The following is a 15,368-nucleotide window of genomic DNA, read 5'->3' on the forward strand; positions in this document are numbered from 1 at the left end:
CAGCCGCGGCCGGGCTGCCGGCGGACCCGTGGACCGGCGGCCGGCTCAGCTGCCGGCGAGCATGGCCGTGATGCGCTCCGACGCCTTCTTCGCCTCCCGGGCCGGGTCGGCGCCCGTGAGCACCGCCGTCATGTACGGCTTGATCGGGTTCTCCGCCTCGACCTTGGCCCACTGCGAGGAGTTGGGCGTGGCGCGGCCCTGGCTCGCGCCTTCGGCCATCGCGGCGGTGCCCTCCTCGCCCTCGACGACATGGGCGAGCTTGGGTTTGTTGGGAACGTAGCTCATGGTGCGGGCCAGTTCGGTCTGCCACTTCTGGCTCGCCAGTGCCTTGACGACGGCGATGCCGGCGCTGCGCTGGTCGGCGTTCTTCGGGACGATGAGGTCCGAGCCGCCGGTGAAGACGGAGCCGGGGGCCTTGGCGGTCTTGCCGGGAATGGGGAAGTAGCCGAGCTTTCCCTTGAGTTCGGGATTCTTCTGCTCGATGAGCGCGGCGCTGCCGGGGAGCGAGATGATCTGCGCGACGTCGCCCTGGGCGAATACGTCGTTCTGCGGCGGCTTCTCCTCGTCGGAGTCCGCGGGTCCCTCGCCGAGCGCCTGGAGTTCCTTGTAGAAGTTCATTCCGGCGAGCGCCTGGGGCGTGTCCAGCGTGCCCCGCCAGTCACCGCCGCCGCCTTCGGCGAGTTCGCCACCTTCGTCCCAGATGAATCCGGCCAGTACGTACCAGTTCTGGCCGGCCAGGTAAATTCCCTGGTTGCCCTGGGTGTTGAGCTTCTCCGTGTCCGCGATCCACTCGGCGCGGGTCTTGGGGAGGTCCTCCACCCCGGCGGCCTGGAAGATCTCCTTGTTGTAGATCACCACGCGGTTGGCCGCGTACCAGGGGATGCCGTACTGCACGCCGCTGATCTGGCCGGGCTGGGCCAGGCCGGGCAGCCAGTCCTCGCTGCCCAGGTCACGCATCGATTCGAGGGTGAGGTCACGGAGGCCGCCGCTCTGCGCGTACTGCGCGACCTGGGTGTTGCCGACCTCGATGACATCGGGGGCGTCGTCGCTCTCCAGGGCGTCGAGGACCTTGGGGCCGATGCCGCTCCACTCCTGGATCTTGAAGTCCAGCTTGACGGAGGGATTCTCCTCCTCGTACGCGCTGGTGAACTTCTCCAGGAATCCCTGCGAGACGCTGTCCTTCATCAGCCAGACCGTCACCGTGCGGTCCCCACCACCCGAACCGGAGAAGTAGCCACATCCGCTGAGCGTGAGTGACGAAACGAGCACGACGGCTCCGACGAGTATGCGGTTCTTCACGTAGTCACCTTCTGCGAAACGGCACGACGAAATCGGGACCCGGTGTGGGGGGATTGCGGGCGGCGCTCGCACGGGCGTTTGGCTGAATTTTGGTATGGACCAATCAGTAGGTCAAGGCGCGCGCTCGTCCCGATTCGACCCGCTCGCCCCCTCGCGCGAGACCCGGGATTGAGGCACCGTGGTCACCAGAGAGGAGACAAATCATGTCCAACCACACCTATCGGGTAACCGAAATCGTAGGAACCTCCGAGGAGGGCATCGACGCGGCGATCCGGAACGGCGTCGCAAGAGCGGCGGAAACGTTGCACAATCTCGACTGGTTCGAGATTGTGCAAGTTCGCGGCCATATCGAGGATGGCCGAATCGCGCACTATCAAGTCGGCCTGAAGGTGGGCTTCCGGCTCGACGAGAATGCCTGATCAGGTACGCCCGTCGCGCTCCTGCGCATCCTTCAGCTCCGGTGACGGGTCGAACCAGCGGGCCCTCACCACATGGAATCCGGCCATCTCTGCCGCATCGCAGACCAGCTCGTCGTCATCGACGAGCAACCGCACCTCACGCGACCGGCCCAGCTTCCGGAGGACGTCCAGCTTCGTCCGCCGGGCCGGGCGCCGGTCGTCGTTGCGCCGCATGAACAGCTGCCCCTCGGGCAGCCCCTGACGGCTCAGCCACTCCACGGTCGCCCGGCGGCAGCGCTCGGGCCGCCCGGTCAGATAGACCACCTCGCACTCCTCGGCGCTCGCGAGCACCAGCGCCACGCCTTCGGCGAGCGGCGGATCGTCCGGTGCGGCGGCGAAGAAGCCGTCCCAGTCGCGCTTGCGCCCTTCCAGGAAGTGCTGCCGGTGGGCCGTGTCGGCGAGGGTTCCGTCGAGATCGAATACGGCCAGCGGCCGGTCGTCGTCGTTCACCCGGCCAGCTTAGGAAGGACCGGCTCCGCGCGCGATCCAGGAACGGGAATCCTCACCGGGCGAGGGCGTTGAACAGAAGGTGAGCTCTGTGATCGCCGCGACCCGCTTCTCGTTCCTCGACCGCTCCCGCACCCGTCAGGGGCACGACGGCCCCGGAGCGCTGCGCGACACCGTGACGCTGGCGCGGGAGGTGGAGGCGCTGGGCTACCACCGCTTCTGGGTCTCCGAGCACCACAGCGTGCCGGGCGTCGCGGGATCGGCGCCGACGGTCCTCGCCGCCGCCGTCGCCGCAGCGACCTCCGCCATCCGGGTCGGCACCGGCGGGGTGATGCTCCCCAACCACCAGCCGCTCGTCGTGGCCGAGCAGTTCGGCGTCCTCGCCTCGCTCTTCCCCGGCCGGATCGACATGGGCCTCGGCCGCTCCGTCGGGTTCACCGACGGCGTCCGCCGGGCGCTCGGCCACGGCAAGGAGGACGCGGAGGACTTCCCCGGACGCCTCGCCGAACTGCTCGGCTGGATCGACGGCACCCAGCAGACCCACCCCCAGGTCCACGCCCGCCCGGCGGAGGGCCTGGACATCCCCGCCTACGTCCTGGCGATCGGCGAGGGCGCCGCGGTCGCGGCCGCGGCCGGCCTTCCGCTCGTCATCGGCGACCTGCGCGGCCGGGAGAAGGTGCTCCGCGCCGTCGAGGTGTACCGCAGGGACTTCCGGCCCTCCGCCCGCGCCGGGCGCCCCGAGGTCATCGTCTCCGGCATGGTGGCCGTCGCCGCCACCGAGGAGGCGGCCCGGCGCCTGCTGGTCCCGGAGGCCTGGGCCATGGCGTACGCGCGCACCCACGGCAGCTTCCCCCCGCTGACGCCCGCGGAGGAGGTCGAGAGCCGCACGATGACGGCCAAGGAACTTGCGCTGTACGAGCGTGGTCTTGAGGGCCACATCCACGGCACCGAGGAGCAGGTGACGGAGCAGCTGGAGGCGGCGATCGAGGAGACCGGCGCAGACGAGGTGCTCGTGACGACGAGCACGTACGACCGTGAGGCGCTGGTGGACTCGCTGGGGCGGCTGGCCGGGATCATGCGACCGGGCCGCTGAGTACCGCTGCTCAGCGGGCCCCGCTCCCCTGCTGCCGCCGGTGGGCCGCCACCCGTTCGCGGGTCGCGCACCGGCGGGAGCAGTAGCGGCGGTCCGGGCCGCTGCCCTGGCTGATGAAGACGTCGGAGCAACTGGGCGAGGCGCAGATGCGGCCGGGCGGTCGTTGCCGATCCCAGACCAGGACGGCCAGCGCCACGCACGACGAGGCCAGCAGCCACTCGCCCCAGGGAGCGTCGTCGTCACGGTCGATGTGGGGGTGCCAGGGGCTGTCGCCGCCGTGGGAGGTGAGCCGGAGCGGCCCGGTGTGCTCCCGCAGCAGCCGGTTGAGCGCGGTGGCCGCCCCGTCGGCGTCGGTGGCGGCGAAGACCTCTCGCAGCCGGACGGCGGCCGTACGCATCTCCGTGACGTCCCGCGGGGTCACGGCGACGGTGCCGACCTCGCCGTACGCCTCCAGAACCTTGGCGACCTCTGCGGGGTCGGGGTGGTCGTCGGTGAGGGCGTTCACGAGGGCCGCGGCGCGGCGGGCGTTGCTCAGCACCGCGTGCCGGGTGGACCAGTCGTCAGCGGTGGAGAGCATGGAGCGAAGGTAACGCATATTGCGGAGTTTTTCGTTACCTGCGTACCGTCCCGCCCATGGCAGACCGTCACCCCTCCCTCCGCACCTACCTGGTCGGCGCGCTCGCGGCCCGTACCGGCGACGACATGGCGGGCCCCGCGCTCCTGCTGGCCGCGCTCGCCCTCACCGGCTCGGCCACCGGCGCCTCCTCGCTGCTCGCGGCCGTCACCGTCGCCGCGGCGGTCGGCGGGCCGGTGCTCGGGGCGCTGCTGGACCGGGCGGCCCGGCCGGGCCGTCTGCTGGCCGGAGCGCTCCTCCTGTACGCGGCGGGCCTGGCGGTGATCGTGGGCGGGCTCGGCCGCGTCCCGTTCGCCGTCACCCTCCTGATCGCGGTGGTGGCGGGGCTGCTGGGACCGGCGCTGTCGGGTGGCTGGACGGCTCAGCTTCCCCGCGTCGCGCCGGACGGACGGCTGCCCCGGGCCAACGCCTTGGACGCGATGACCTTCGGCGTGGCGGGCCTGGCAGGGCCGGTCCTCGCGGGCGGGGTGGCCGAGGCCTTGGGCGCGCCGACGGCCGTGGTGGTCGCGGCGGTACTCATCGGCGCGGCCGCGCCCGCCGCCTGGCGCCTCCCGGCGCCCCCCGGGCCGGTGACGACGCCTGCCGGATCTCCGGAGACGCCTCCCGGTCCGGCAGCGGCTCCTACCCGACCGGCCGCGACGCCCGCCGGATCTGCGGCAACGCCTGCCGGACCGGCCACGGCATCGCGGCCCACGCCGTTGACCGGCCTCGTCGCCTCAGGGGTCCGGGCCATCATCGGCAGCCCGCACCTGGCCCGGGCGACCCTCACCTCGGTGCTCTCCTGCACGGCCCAGGGCATGATGATCGCCTGCCTCCCGCTGCTGGGCGAACACGCCCTCGGGGCAGCCGGTTTCGGCACGGCGCTGCTCTCCGGTGCGGCACTGTCCGCGCTGGCGGCCAACGCCGTGTTCGCCCGCCACCCGCACGCCGTCGCCCCCGACACCGTCCTTAGGGCCGCCCCGCTGCTCCAGGCCGCGGCACTGGCCTTGGCCGCCACGGGCCGGCCTGCCGCGCTGGTCGTCGCGGTGATCGCCGTCGGCGTCGCCGAGGGGCCTCAGCTCACCGCCCTGTTCGCCGTACGCCACCGGGAGGCACCCGACCGGCTGCGCAGCCAGGTCTTCACCACGGGAGCCAGCCTGAAGATCACCGGGTTCGCCGTGGGGGCAGCGGCGGCCGGACCGCTGATCGGCTGGTCACTGCCGGGCGCACTCCTGGTGGCGGCGGGTACGGCGGCCCTCGCAGTACCGGCCTCCTTCGCGGTCCGCGCCCCCGCCCGACCGGCCCACACCGCCACCCGCGCCTAGAATCGAACCGTTTGCCCCCCTCACGTACGGAGCCGAGCCCCATGCACTCCCCCCACGATCCGTACGTCCGGGTGAGCGGCGCGCGCGAGCACAACCTCCAGGACGTGCACGTCGACATCCCGCGCGACACGCTCACGGTCTTCACCGGCGTCTCCGGATCCGGCAAGTCCTCGCTGGCGTTCGGCACGATCTACGCCGAGGCCCAGCGCCGCTACTTCGAGTCCGTCGCCCCGTACGCGCGCCGCCTCATCCACCAGGTGGGCGCACCCGCCGTCGGGGAGATCACCGGGCTGCCGCCCGCCGTCTCGCTGGAGCAGCGCCGCTCGGCGCCGGGTGCGCGCTCGTCCGTGGGGACGGTGACCACGCTCTCCAACTCGCTGCGGATGCTGTTCTCCCGGGCCGGTGACTATCCGGCGGGCGCCGAGCGCCTCGACTCCGACGCCTTCTCCCCCAACACCGCGGCCGGAGCCTGTCCCGAGTGCCACGGGCTCGGGCGGATCCACCGGACGGACGAGGAGCTGCTGGTCCCCGATCCCTCGCTGTCGATCCGGAACGGTGCGATCGCCGCGTGGCCGGGTGCCTGGCAGGGGAAGAACCTGCGGGATGTGCTGGACACCCTCGGCTACGACGTCGACCGGCCGTGGCGTGAGCTGGAGGCGAAGGACCGGGAGTGGATCCTGTTCACGGACGAGCAGCCGGTGGTGACGGTCCATCCGGTACGGGACGCGGGCCGCATCCAACGCCCTTACCAGGGAACGTACATGAGCGCCCGGCGCTATGTGCTGCACACCTTCGCCGACACCAGGAGCCGCACGCTGCGGGCGAAGGCGGAGCGCTTCCTGACGAGTGTGCCGTGTCCGGTGTGCGGCGGGAGCAGGCTGCGGCCGGAGGCGATGGCGGTGACCTTCGCCGGGCGGACCATCGCGGAGCTGGCCGGGCTGCCGCTCTCCGCGCTGGCCGAGGTGCTCGTGGGGGCCGGGGCCGGCGGCGAGGAGACGGCCCGGGTGCTGACGGGTGACCTGCTGGCCCGGATCGGGACGGTGACGGAGCTGGGGCTCGGCTATCTGAGCCTGGACCGGACGGCCCCGACCCTCTCCTCGGGCGAGTTGCAGCGGCTGCGGCTGGCGACCCAGCTGCGTTCGGGGCTCTTCGGGGTGGTCTACGTCCTGGACGAGCCGTCGGCCGGACTGCACCCCGCCGATACGGAGTCCCTGCTGGGGGTGCTCGGCCGGCTCAAGGAGGCCGGGAACTCGGTCTTCGTGGTGGAGCACCAGATGGATGTGGTGCGGCGGGCGGACTGGCTGGTGGACGTGGGGCCGCTGGCCGGGGAGCACGGTGGGCGGGTGCTGCACAGCGGGCCGCCGAAGGGGCTGGCGGAGGTGCCGGAGTCGGCGACGCGGCGGTTCCTCTTCCCCGAGGACGGCCGGGGGCCCGCGCGGGTACGGGAGCCGCGTACGCCGAGCGGGTGGATCCGGCTCTCCGGCGTGGAGCGGCACAACGTTCGCGGCGTCGACGCGGCCTTCCCGCTCGGCGTGTTCACGGCGGTGACCGGCGTGTCCGGGTCCGGCAAGTCGACCCTCGTCGGCCAGGTGCTCGCCGGGGTACTGGCGGACCGGCAGGCAAGCGAGGAGGTCGGGGCGGGTGAGCGGTACTGCGCCTCCGTGACCGGCCTGGAGGCCGTTGACCGGCTCGTCCAGGTGGACCAGAAGCCGATCGGGCGGACGCCCCGGTCCAACCTGGCCACGTACACCGGACTCTTCGACACCGTACGGAAGCTGTTCGCGCGGACGGAGACGGCGCGGGAGCGCGGCTACACGGCCGGACGGTTCTCGTTCAACGTGAGCGGCGGGCGGTGCGAGACGTGCCAGGGTGAGGGGTTCGTCTCGGTGGAGCTGCTCTTCCTGCCGAGCACGTACGCGCCGTGCCCGGACTGCCATGGCGCCCGCTACAACCCGGAGACGCTGGAGGTCACGCTGCGCGACCTGACGGTCGCTCAAGTCCTCGACCTGACGGTGGAGTCGGCCGCATCCTTCTTTGCCGGCACCCCGGCCGCCGAGCGCGCGCTGAGCACGCTGCTGGACGTCGGGCTCGGCTATCTGCGGCTCGGCCAGCCCGCCACCGAGCTGTCCGGCGGTGAGGCGCAGCGGATCAAGCTCGCCTCCGAGCTCCAGCGCACCCGGCGCGGACACACCCTGTATCTGCTGGACGAGCCGACGACCGGTCTGCATCCTGCCGATGTCGAGGTGCTGATGCGGCAGTTGCACGGGCTGGTGGACGCGCGGAACACGGTGGTGGTCGTGGAGCACGACATGGCCGTCGTGGCGGGCGCGGACCAGGTGATCGACCTGGGGCCGGGCGGCGGCGACCGGGGCGGGCGGATCGTGGCGACCGGTACGCCCGAGGAGGTGGCGCGGTCGACGGAGAGCCGTACGGCGCCGTATCTGGCCAAGGCGCTGGGCAAATGATCCCGTACGGGCCGGAACTCGGCACCGTACGGGATCAACTCGCCCGTCAGCGGCGGACTTTGCGCGTCGCGCGCAGCCACTCCTTGTTCATCGCCGCGATCGACGGCAGCGGGATGCCCTTCGGGCAGGCGGTCGCGCACTCGCCGGTCAGCGTGCAGCCGCCGAACCCCTCCTCGTCCATCTGGGCCACCATGTCCAGCACGCGGGTCTCGCGCTCCGGGGCGCCCTGCGGCAGGACGTTGAGGTGGTTGACCTTGGCGGCCGTGAACAGCATCGCCGAGCCGTTCGGGCAGGCCGCGACGCAGGCGCCGCAGCCGATGCATTCGGCGTTCTCGAAGGCGAGTTCGGCGTCCGGCTTGGGCACCGGGGTGGCGTGTGCGTCGGGCGCGGTGCCGGTGGGGGCGGAGATGTAGCCGCCGGACTGGATGATCCGGTCGAAGGAGGAGCGGTCCACGACCAGGTCCTTGACGACCGGGAAGGCCGAGGCCCGCCACGGCTCGATGTCGATCGTGTCGCCGTCGGCGAAGGACCGCATGTGGAGCTGGCAGGTGGTGGTGCGCTCCGGGCCGTGGGCGTCGCCGTTGATGACGAGGCTGCACGCGCCGCAGATGCCTTCACGGCAGTCGTGGTCGAAGGCGACGGGCTCGTCCCCGGCGAGGATGAGCTCCTCGTTGAGGGTGTCGAGCATCTCCAGGAACGACATGTCCTGGGAGATCCCGTCGACTTCGTAGGTGGCCATGGCGCCGGGCGTCTGGGCATTCCGCTGGCGCCAGACGCGCAGGGTGAGCTTCATGCGTAGCTCCGCTGAGTGGGGTGGACGTACTCGAAGACGAGGTCTTCCTTGTGCAGGACGGGTGCGCCGCCGGTGGTGGTGAACTCCCAGGCGGCGGCGTACGAGAACTCCTCGTCGCGCCGCTCGGCCTCGCCGTCCGCGGTCTGGGACTCGGCACGGAAGTGGCCGCCGCAGGACTCGGCGCGGTGCAGGGCGTCGAGGCACATCAGCTCGGCGAGCTCCAGGTAGTCGACGATGCGATTCGCCTTCTCCAGCGACTGGTTGAACTGCTCGCCGGTGCCGGGCACCTTGATGCGGCGCCAGAACTCCTCGCGGATCTCCGGGATCTTGGCGAGCGCCTTGCGCAGCCCGTCCTCGGTGCGGGCCATCCCGCAGTACTCCCACATGAGTTCACCGATCTCGCGGTGGAAGGAGTCGGGGGTGCGGTCGCCGTCGACGGAGAGCAGCAGGTTGATGCGGTCCTCGGTCTCCGCCACCACCTCGGCCACGGCCGGGTGTTCCGCGTCGACCTTCTCGGTGTGCGGGTTGCGGGCGAGGTAGTCGTTGATGGTGGAGGGCAGGACGAAGTAGCCGTCCGCGAGGCCCTGCATCAGCGCGGAGGCGCCGAGCCGGTTGGCCCCGTGGTCGGAGAAGTTCGCCTCGCCGATCGCGAAGAGGCCGGGGATGGTGGTCGAGAGGTCGTAGTCGACCCAGAGGCCGCCCATCGTGTAGTGCACGGCCGGGTAGATCCGCATCGGGACCGTGTAGGGGTCCTCGTCGGTGATCCGCTGGTACATGTCGAAGAGGTTGCCGTACTTGGCCTCGACCGCCTTGCGGCCCATGCGCCCGATGGCCTCGGCGAAGTCCAGGTAGACCCCTTGCCCGCCGGGGCCGACGCCGCGTCCCTCGTCGCAGACGTTCTTGGCGGCGCGGGAGGCGATGTCGCGGGGCACCAGGTTGCCGAAGGCGGGGTAGATGCGCTCCAGGTAGTAGTCGCGCTCGTCCTCGGGGATCTGGTCGGCCGGGCGGTCGTCGCCCTTGGCCTTGGGGACCCAGATGCGGCCGTCGTTGCGAAGCGACTCGCTCATCAGGGTGAGCTTGGACTGGTGGTCGCCGGTGCGCGGGATGCAGGTGGGGTGGATCTGGGTGAAGCAGGGGTTGGCCAGGTAGGCGCCGCGCCGGTGGGCCCGCCAGATGGCGGTGGCGTTGGAGTTCATGGCGTTGGTCGACAGGTAGAAGACATTGCCGTAGCCACCGGTGGCCAGGACGACCGCGTCGGCGAAATAGGTGTCGATCTTCCCGGTGACGAGGTCGCGGGCGACGATGCCGCGCGCCTTTCCGTCGACCACGATGAGGTCCAGCATCTCGGTACGGGCGTGGAGTTCGACGCCGCCCGTGGCGATCTGCCGGGAGAGCGCCTGGTAGGCGCCGAGGAGGAGCTGCTGCCCGGTCTGGCCGCGCGCGTAGAACGTGCGGGAGACCTGGACGCCGCCGAAGGAGCGGTTGTCGAGGAGGCCGCCGTACTCGCGGGCGAAGGGGACGCCCTGGGCGACGCACTGGTCGATGATCTCCACCGAGATCTGGGCCAGCCGGTGGACGTTGGACTCCCGGGCGCGGAAGTCGCCGCCCTTGACGGTGTCGTAGAAGAGCCGGTGGATGGAGTCGCCGTCGTTGCGGTAGTTCTTCGCCGCGTTGATCCCGCCCTGGGCGGCGACCGAGTGGGCGCGGCGGGGCGAGTCCTGGAAACAGAACTGGACGACGTGGTAGCCCTGTTCGGCCAGGGTGGCGCCGGCCGAACCGCCGGCCAGTCCGGTGCCGACGACGATGACCGTGTGTTTGCGCCGGTTGGCCGGGTTCACGAGTTTGGCTTGGAAGCGGCGGGTGTCCCAGCGCTCGGCGACGGGTCCTTCGGGGGCCTTGGTGTCGACGACGGGCTCGCCGGTGGCGTAGTTGGTGTAGTCGGGCATGTCAGCTCACCACTCCGGTCATGACGGCGACGGGTACGGAGATGAAGCCCAGGGTCAGTACCGCCGCGAGGACGTTGGCGAGGGTCTTCAGGACGCGGTCTCGGGTCGCGTTGCCGACGCCGAGCGTCTGCGCGGCGCTCCAGAATCCGTGCTGGACGTGGAGGCCCATGGCGAGCACGGCGACGATGTAGATGACGTTGCCGTACCAGGTGGAGAAGGTGTCGATCACGTTCTGGTACGGGTGCCCGGCCTGGAAGCTGGTGTGGACGGTGCCGGTCGTCAGGTCGAGGATGTGCCAGACGATGAAGAGCGCGAGGATGATCCCGCCCCACCGCATGGTCCGGGTGGCGTAGCTGGCGCGCGGCCGCTTGTGGACGTACTTCGCCGGGCGCGCTCTGATGTCGCGCCGGCTCAGTTGGTACGCGGAGATGCCGTGCAGCACGACGGCGGCGACCAGCACCACGCGGACGATCCACAGCGCCCACTCGTAGTGCAGGATCGGTTCGCCCATGGTGCGCAGCCAGTGGGCGTAGCCGTCGAATTCGCCGGGTCCGAAGAAGATCTTCAGGTTGCCGACCATATGGGCGACGAGGTACCCGAGCATGATCAGGCCGCTCACGGCCATGATGGTCTTCTTGCCGACGGTCGAGTCCCAGAGCGTACGCGTCATCGACGGCCGTCGGTCCGTCCGCGTTGCCAATGCCATGAACCCGACCGTAGGGGTCCGGGGCTGATCAGTCCAAGACATGGAGTGGCTGATCTTCATAGGCATGACCTATGAAATGACCGTAGCCTCGGTGTATGCAGTTCCAGCAGCTGACCTATTTCGTGGCCGTGGCCGAAACCCTGCACTTCACCCGGGCCGCCGAGGCCGTGCATGTCTCGCAGCCCTCGCTCTCCCAGCAGATCCGGGCGCTGGAGAGCGAGCTGGGCGCCGAACTGTTCAGCCGGGCCCGCGGCAACATCGCGCTCACCGACGCGGGCGAGGCGCTGCTGCCGCTGGCCCGGCGGATCCTCGCGGACGCGGAGACCGCCCGCCACGAGGTGCAGGAGCTGGTGCAGCTGCGGAGCGGCCGGGTGCGGCTCGGGGCGACGCCGAGCCTCTGCACGGGGCTGCTGCCCGATGTGCTGCGCGCCTTCCACGACCGCCATCCGGGGGTGCGGCTGCTGCTGGAGGAGGGCGGCTCGCACGACCTCGTACGGCAGCTGGCGCGCGGCGCTCTCGACCTGGCGCTGGTGGTGCTGCCGCTGCCCGCCGCCTCGCCCGCGCTGACCACGGTGGAGCTGCTGCGGGAGGACCTGGTGGTGGTGTCGGCCGCCGGACCCGCGCCGGGGCACGGTGGCCACGTGCGGATCGCGGATCTCGAAGGGGCGCCGCTGGTGATGTTCCGGCACGGCTACAACCTGCGGGAGCTGACGCTCGCCGCCTGCCGGGCGGAGGGGTTCGAGCCCTCGTTCACGGTGGAGGGCGGCGAGATGGACGCGGTGCTCGGTTTCGTACGGGCGGGGCTCGGCATCGCCGTCGTGCCGGGCATGGCCGCCAACCGGGCGGGCCCCGACCTGCGGAGGACCCCGCTGGCCGAGCCGGGGCTGCGGCGCACGATCGCTCTCGCGCACCGCAGCGACGTGGCCCCGCCCCGGGCGGCCCGGGAGCTCCAGCGGATGCTGCTGGAGCACGGGCCGGAGGGCGGGTGACGTCCCCGCACCCGGTGCCCGTACGGCTCAGACCGCGTCGGCCAGCAGCAGCGAGTGGATGCGGTCCGGGGCGCCGGGACGGGCGTAGTACCAGCCCTGCGCGGTGTCGCAGCCGATCCGCCGCAACTGCTCGGCCTGCGCGCCGGTCTCCACGCCCTCCACGGTGACGGCCAGTTCCAGGCTGTGGGCCAGCGAGACGATCCCCTCGACGATCTTCAGGTCGACCGGGTCGGCCGGATGCTGCTGCATGCCCCGGGTGAAGGAACGGTCCAGCTTCAGGATGCTCACCGGCAGCCGCCGCAGGTTGGCCAGGTTCGAGTAGCCGGTGCCGAAGTCGTCGAGGGCGATGTCGACGCCCATCTCGGCGAGCTGCCGCAGCGGCTTGAGGAGATCGTCGTCGGCCCCGATCAGCGCGGACTCGGTCACCTCCAGGCAGAGCGCGCTCGGCTCCAGACCGGACCGTTCCAGTACGTCGACCGTCTCGGCGACCAGCCTCGGGTGGTGCAGCTGGGTCGGTGAGAGGTTGACGTTGATCCGCAGCGGGCCGCCGTCGCTGTGCCGCTCCTGCCAGAAGTTGGCCTGCCGGACGGACTCCTCCAGCACCCAGCGGCCGAGCGGCACGATCAGTCCGGTGTGTTCGGCCAGCGGGATGAACCGGTCGGGCCCGAGCACGCCGTGCTGCGGATGGCACCACCGTACGAGCGCCTCGGCGCCGTGCACCGAGCCGTCACCCAGGTGGACGAGCGGCTGGTACTCGATGAAGAACTCGCCCCGGTCCAGCGCGGCGGGCAGTGCGGTGGTCAGCCCGTGGCGGGTGATGGCGCGGGCGTCGGCCTCGGCGTCGGCCAGCTCGAAGCGGTTGCCGCCGGCCGCCTTGGCCCGGTACATGGTGATGTCGGCGCTGCGGAGCACCTCGGCGGCGTTGCGCTCGCCGGCCGGGCCCTCGACGACGCCGATGGAGCCGCGGACGGTCAGCTCGCGGCCGTCCAGCCGGATCGGCGTGGCGAGCACGTTGAGGATGCGGGCGGCCAGCTCGTCCACCGCGTCGGCGGTGTCCGGGCCGGTGGTCAGCGCCACGAACTCGTCGCCGCCGAGCCGGGCCACCATCTCGCCGGGTGCGGTGGCGCAGCTCTGCAGCCGGTCGGCGACCTCCACCAGGAGCCGGTCGCCGGCCGCGTGGCCGAGGCTGTCGTTGATGGCCTTGAACCCGTCGAGGTCCAGGTAGCAGAGGCCGAAGCGGGCGCCGTCCTTGGCGGCGAGCACCTTCTCCAGACGCTCGAAGAACAGCGTCCGGTTGGGCAGTCCGGTGAGCGCGTCGTGCGTGGCCTCGTAGCGCAGCCGCAGGTTGAGCAGCCGGCGCTCTGTGGTGTCCTCCATGAGCGCCAGCTGGTACTGCGGGCGGCCTTCGGGGTCGCGCAGCAGCGAGACGGTGAGGTTGGTCCACAGGACGGTGCCGTCGTTGCGGTAGTACGCCTTCTCGACCCGGTAGTGGTCGCGCTCCCCCCGTACCAGCTCGTTGTAGTACTTCCACACCTGCGGCGAGTCCTCCGGGTGGACCCACTCGTTCACCTTGTGGCTGCGGACGTGGTGCTCCAGGCCGCCGAACATCCTGGTGAGGGTGTCGTTGATCTCCAGGATGTTGCCGTCGAGGTCGGCGATGCCGATGCCGACGGCGGCGTCCTTGAAGACCGCGCGGAAGCGGGCCTCGGTGGCGTGGAGGGCCTGTTCGGCGTCCGAGCGGGCGGTGAGCGCCGAGCGGGCGATGGCCTCCTGCTCGGCGAGGGTCCGCTCGCGCAGGGCCTGGGAGAAGCCGGAGGCGAGCGTGTGCTGGATGCGGGCGCAGCGGGCGCGGGCGTCCTCGGTGGACAGCTCGCCGGGTCCGTTGCCACCGCAGTACAGCACGAGGTAGGAGTCGACGACGCCGAGCGTGGAGCTGAGGGCGTCCGGGTCGGTGCAGTGCGCGTCGACCAGCGCCGCACCGATCCGGCCGGCGGGCGAGGGGTCGAACGGGTGGGCGTGGAGGGTCAGGCTCAGCTCGCGGGCCAGCGGCAGCAGGTGCCGCTCGAACTCGGGCCGGGTCAGGGAGGTGGCCGTCAGCGGGAAGATGGCCCGGCTCCAGATCGTGGCGAATCTCCGGAGCCGGCCTTCCGGTCCGTCCGGTTCCGCGTCCTGCTCACCGGACGCCTGGGCGGGAATGCTCACGCCTTACGCCCGACCCCGCCGAAGCCCGAGAAGGCGTACGGGTCTTCCTGCTCCGGGGACTGGGGGGTGTCCGGCCGCCACTCGGGCATCGACACGAGACCGGGCTCCACCATCTCGTATCCCGCGAAGAACGCGCCGATCTCCTCGCGCGTCCGCATGATCAGCGGGTTGCGGATGTTCCGGTAGACGCCGACGGTGCCGGCCGCCTCCTCCCTGGAGAGCGGGATGCCCTCGTACGAGGCGTGGGTCAGGATGACGAGGCTGCCGGGGGCCAGTGCCTCGCGCAGTTCGGCGACCGCTCCGCGCGGGTCGTCGGCGTCCTCGATGAAGTGGAGGACCGCGACGAGCAGGAGCGCCACCGGGCGGTTCAGGTCGAGCAGCCCGGTGACCTCGGGGTCGGCGAGGATCTCTTTGGGCCGGCGCAGGTCGGCGGCGGCGATGACGGCGAGGTCGTTGCCCGCCAGCACGGCCCGGCTGTGCGCGACGGCGACCGGGTCGTGGTCGACGTAGGCCACCTTGGCGTGCGGGTCGGCGGCCTGGGCGACCTCGTGGACGTTGCCGAAGGTCGGGATGCCGGAGCCGATGTCCAGGAACTGGTCGATCCCCGCGTCGACCGCGTACCGCACGGCCCTGCGCATAAAGGCCCGATTGGCCTGCATGATCTTGGGAAGGCCCGGGAGGAACTCCATGGCCTTCCGCGCGGCTTCCCGGTCCACCTCGAAATTGTGCGATCCGCCCAGATAGAAGTCGTACATGCGGGACACGCTCGGCACCGAGATATCTATGCCTTGCGGTGCCCAGGCGGGACGCTCCATCAATGTCTCCAACAAGTTCGCCACGGCGATCCGGCCATGTTCATGGTCAGTGTTGACCAGAGGCTACTGATCGGCCGCCAGGAGAGCGAGTGGAAACGGAAATTAGGGATCCGTTATTGGTCACACTCCGGTGGCAACAACGGCCGGTCCGTCGCTGCGCGTACACATGCAGCGACGGACCGGAGCTTGGAACGCCGATTCCCGGTGGTTCGGGGCC

The 15,368-nt window shown here is 71.2% G+C and carries 13 protein-coding genes; 5 read left to right on the forward strand and 8 right to left on the reverse strand.

What is annotated here, in order from left to right:
* Positions 1-45: 45 nt before the first annotated feature.
* Positions 46-1,299: an extracellular solute-binding protein gene (locus ACIRR8_RS14005; RefSeq protein WP_404063382.1), complete on the reverse strand. Its 1,254-nt coding sequence runs from the start codon at positions 1,297-1,299 to the stop codon at positions 46-48.
* Positions 1,300-1,502: 203 nt separating this feature from the next.
* On the opposite strand from ACIRR8_RS14005, the gene ACIRR8_RS14010 reads away from it, so the two are divergent.
* A complete protein-coding gene (locus ACIRR8_RS14010; RefSeq protein WP_356753668.1) occupies positions 1,503-1,718 on the forward strand; it encodes a dodecin in 216 nt (71 codons plus the stop codon).
* Here ACIRR8_RS14010 and ACIRR8_RS14015 read toward each other — a convergent pair whose 3' ends face one another.
* Positions 1,719-2,207, reverse strand: a complete 489-nt coding sequence (locus tag ACIRR8_RS14015) for a hypothetical protein (RefSeq protein ID WP_404063385.1) — start codon at positions 2,205-2,207, stop codon at positions 1,719-1,721.
* A gap of 88 nt (positions 2,208-2,295) precedes the next feature.
* Between ACIRR8_RS14015 and ACIRR8_RS14020 the strand changes: the two genes are divergently transcribed.
* On the forward strand, positions 2,296-3,297 hold the full coding sequence (locus ACIRR8_RS14020) for an MsnO8 family LLM class oxidoreductase (protein WP_404063389.1): 1,002 nt from the start codon (positions 2,296-2,298) through the stop codon (positions 3,295-3,297).
* A gap of 10 nt (positions 3,298-3,307) precedes the next feature.
* Here the strand turns inward: ACIRR8_RS14020 and ACIRR8_RS14025 are convergent, their stop codons facing one another.
* Positions 3,308-3,874 (reverse strand): CGNR zinc finger domain-containing protein, encoded by a 567-nt coding sequence (locus tag ACIRR8_RS14025; RefSeq protein WP_404063392.1) that lies wholly within the window; start codon positions 3,872-3,874, stop codon positions 3,308-3,310.
* A gap of 56 nt (positions 3,875-3,930) precedes the next feature.
* Between ACIRR8_RS14025 and ACIRR8_RS14030 the strand changes: the two genes are divergently transcribed.
* Together ACIRR8_RS14030 and uvrA are read left to right on the forward strand one after the other, a co-directional pair.
* Positions 3,931-5,235, forward strand: coding sequence for an MFS transporter (locus ACIRR8_RS14030; RefSeq protein ID WP_404063395.1), 1,305 nt, complete (start codon positions 3,931-3,933; stop codon positions 5,233-5,235).
* A 41-nt stretch (positions 5,236-5,276) separates the two neighbouring features.
* A complete protein-coding gene (gene uvrA, locus ACIRR8_RS14035; protein WP_404063398.1) occupies positions 5,277-7,700 on the forward strand; it encodes an excinuclease ABC subunit UvrA in 2,424 nt (807 codons plus the stop codon).
* A 46-nt stretch (positions 7,701-7,746) separates the two neighbouring features.
* Here the strand turns inward: uvrA and ACIRR8_RS14040 are convergent, their stop codons facing one another.
* From ACIRR8_RS14040 to ACIRR8_RS14050, 3 genes are read right to left on the reverse strand one after another with little or no spacing between them, the layout of a single operon-like run.
* Positions 7,747-8,493 (reverse strand): succinate dehydrogenase/fumarate reductase iron-sulfur subunit, encoded by a 747-nt coding sequence (locus ACIRR8_RS14040; RefSeq protein ID WP_404063401.1) that lies wholly within the window; start codon positions 8,491-8,493, stop codon positions 7,747-7,749.
* Complete coding sequence (locus tag ACIRR8_RS14045) at positions 8,490-10,439, reverse strand: fumarate reductase/succinate dehydrogenase flavoprotein subunit (protein WP_404063404.1); 1,950 nt, start codon at positions 10,437-10,439, stop codon at positions 8,490-8,492. Before ACIRR8_RS14045 ends, ACIRR8_RS14040 begins: the two co-directional genes overlap by 4 nt.
* Position 10,440: 1 nt before the next feature.
* Positions 10,441-11,145, reverse strand: coding sequence for a succinate dehydrogenase (locus ACIRR8_RS14050; RefSeq protein ID WP_404063407.1), 705 nt, complete (start codon positions 11,143-11,145; stop codon positions 10,441-10,443).
* Between the two features lie 95 nt (positions 11,146-11,240).
* On the opposite strand from ACIRR8_RS14050, the gene ACIRR8_RS14055 reads away from it, so the two are divergent.
* Positions 11,241-12,134, forward strand: a complete 894-nt coding sequence (locus tag ACIRR8_RS14055) for a LysR family transcriptional regulator (protein WP_404063410.1) — start codon at positions 11,241-11,243, stop codon at positions 12,132-12,134.
* A gap of 27 nt (positions 12,135-12,161) precedes the next feature.
* On the opposite strand, the gene ACIRR8_RS14060 is transcribed toward ACIRR8_RS14055, so the two are convergent.
* The gene (locus tag ACIRR8_RS14060) at positions 12,162-14,336 is read right to left on the reverse strand and encodes a putative bifunctional diguanylate cyclase/phosphodiesterase (protein WP_404063412.1); all 2,175 of its coding nucleotides are present in this window, start codon (positions 14,334-14,336) and stop codon (positions 12,162-12,164) included.
* Positions 14,333-15,151: an SAM-dependent methyltransferase gene (locus tag ACIRR8_RS14065; RefSeq protein WP_404063415.1), complete on the reverse strand. Its 819-nt coding sequence runs from the start codon at positions 15,149-15,151 to the stop codon at positions 14,333-14,335. Before ACIRR8_RS14065 ends, ACIRR8_RS14060 begins: the two co-directional genes overlap by 4 nt.
* Between the last annotated feature and the right edge of the window lie 217 nt (positions 15,152-15,368).

The sequence above is a fragment of the Streptomyces sp. NPDC101178 genome, from assembly GCF_044767965.1.
Taxonomy (GTDB): domain Bacteria; phylum Actinomycetota; class Actinomycetes; order Streptomycetales; family Streptomycetaceae; genus Streptomyces.

What these genes read in the sequence shown, in the direction of transcription:
- ACIRR8_RS14010 (WP_356753668.1), top strand. Translation starts at nt 1,503, where the DNA reads ATGTCCAACCACACCTATCGGGTAACCGAAATCGTAGGAACCTCCGAG.
- ACIRR8_RS14025 (WP_404063392.1), bottom strand. Translation starts at nt 3,874, where the DNA reads ATGCTCTCCACCGCTGACGACTGGTCCACCCGGCACGCGGTGCTGAGC.
- ACIRR8_RS14030 (WP_404063395.1), top strand. Translation starts at nt 3,931, where the DNA reads ATGGCAGACCGTCACCCCTCCCTCCGCACCTACCTGGTCGGCGCGCTC.
- uvrA (WP_404063398.1), top strand. Translation starts at nt 5,277, where the DNA reads ATGCACTCCCCCCACGATCCGTACGTCCGGGTGAGCGGCGCGCGCGAG.
- ACIRR8_RS14040 (WP_404063401.1), bottom strand. Translation starts at nt 8,493, where the DNA reads ATGAAGCTCACCCTGCGCGTCTGGCGCCAGCGGAATGCCCAGACGCCC.
- ACIRR8_RS14045 (WP_404063404.1), bottom strand. Translation starts at nt 10,439, where the DNA reads ATGCCCGACTACACCAACTACGCCACCGGCGAGCCCGTCGTCGACACC.
- ACIRR8_RS14050 (WP_404063407.1), bottom strand. Translation starts at nt 11,145, where the DNA reads ATGGCATTGGCAACGCGGACGGACCGACGGCCGTCGATGACGCGTACG.
- ACIRR8_RS14055 (WP_404063410.1), top strand. Translation starts at nt 11,241, where the DNA reads ATGCAGTTCCAGCAGCTGACCTATTTCGTGGCCGTGGCCGAAACCCTG.
- ACIRR8_RS14065 (WP_404063415.1), bottom strand. Translation starts at nt 15,151, where the DNA reads ATGGAGCGTCCCGCCTGGGCACCGCAAGGCATAGATATCTCGGTGCCG.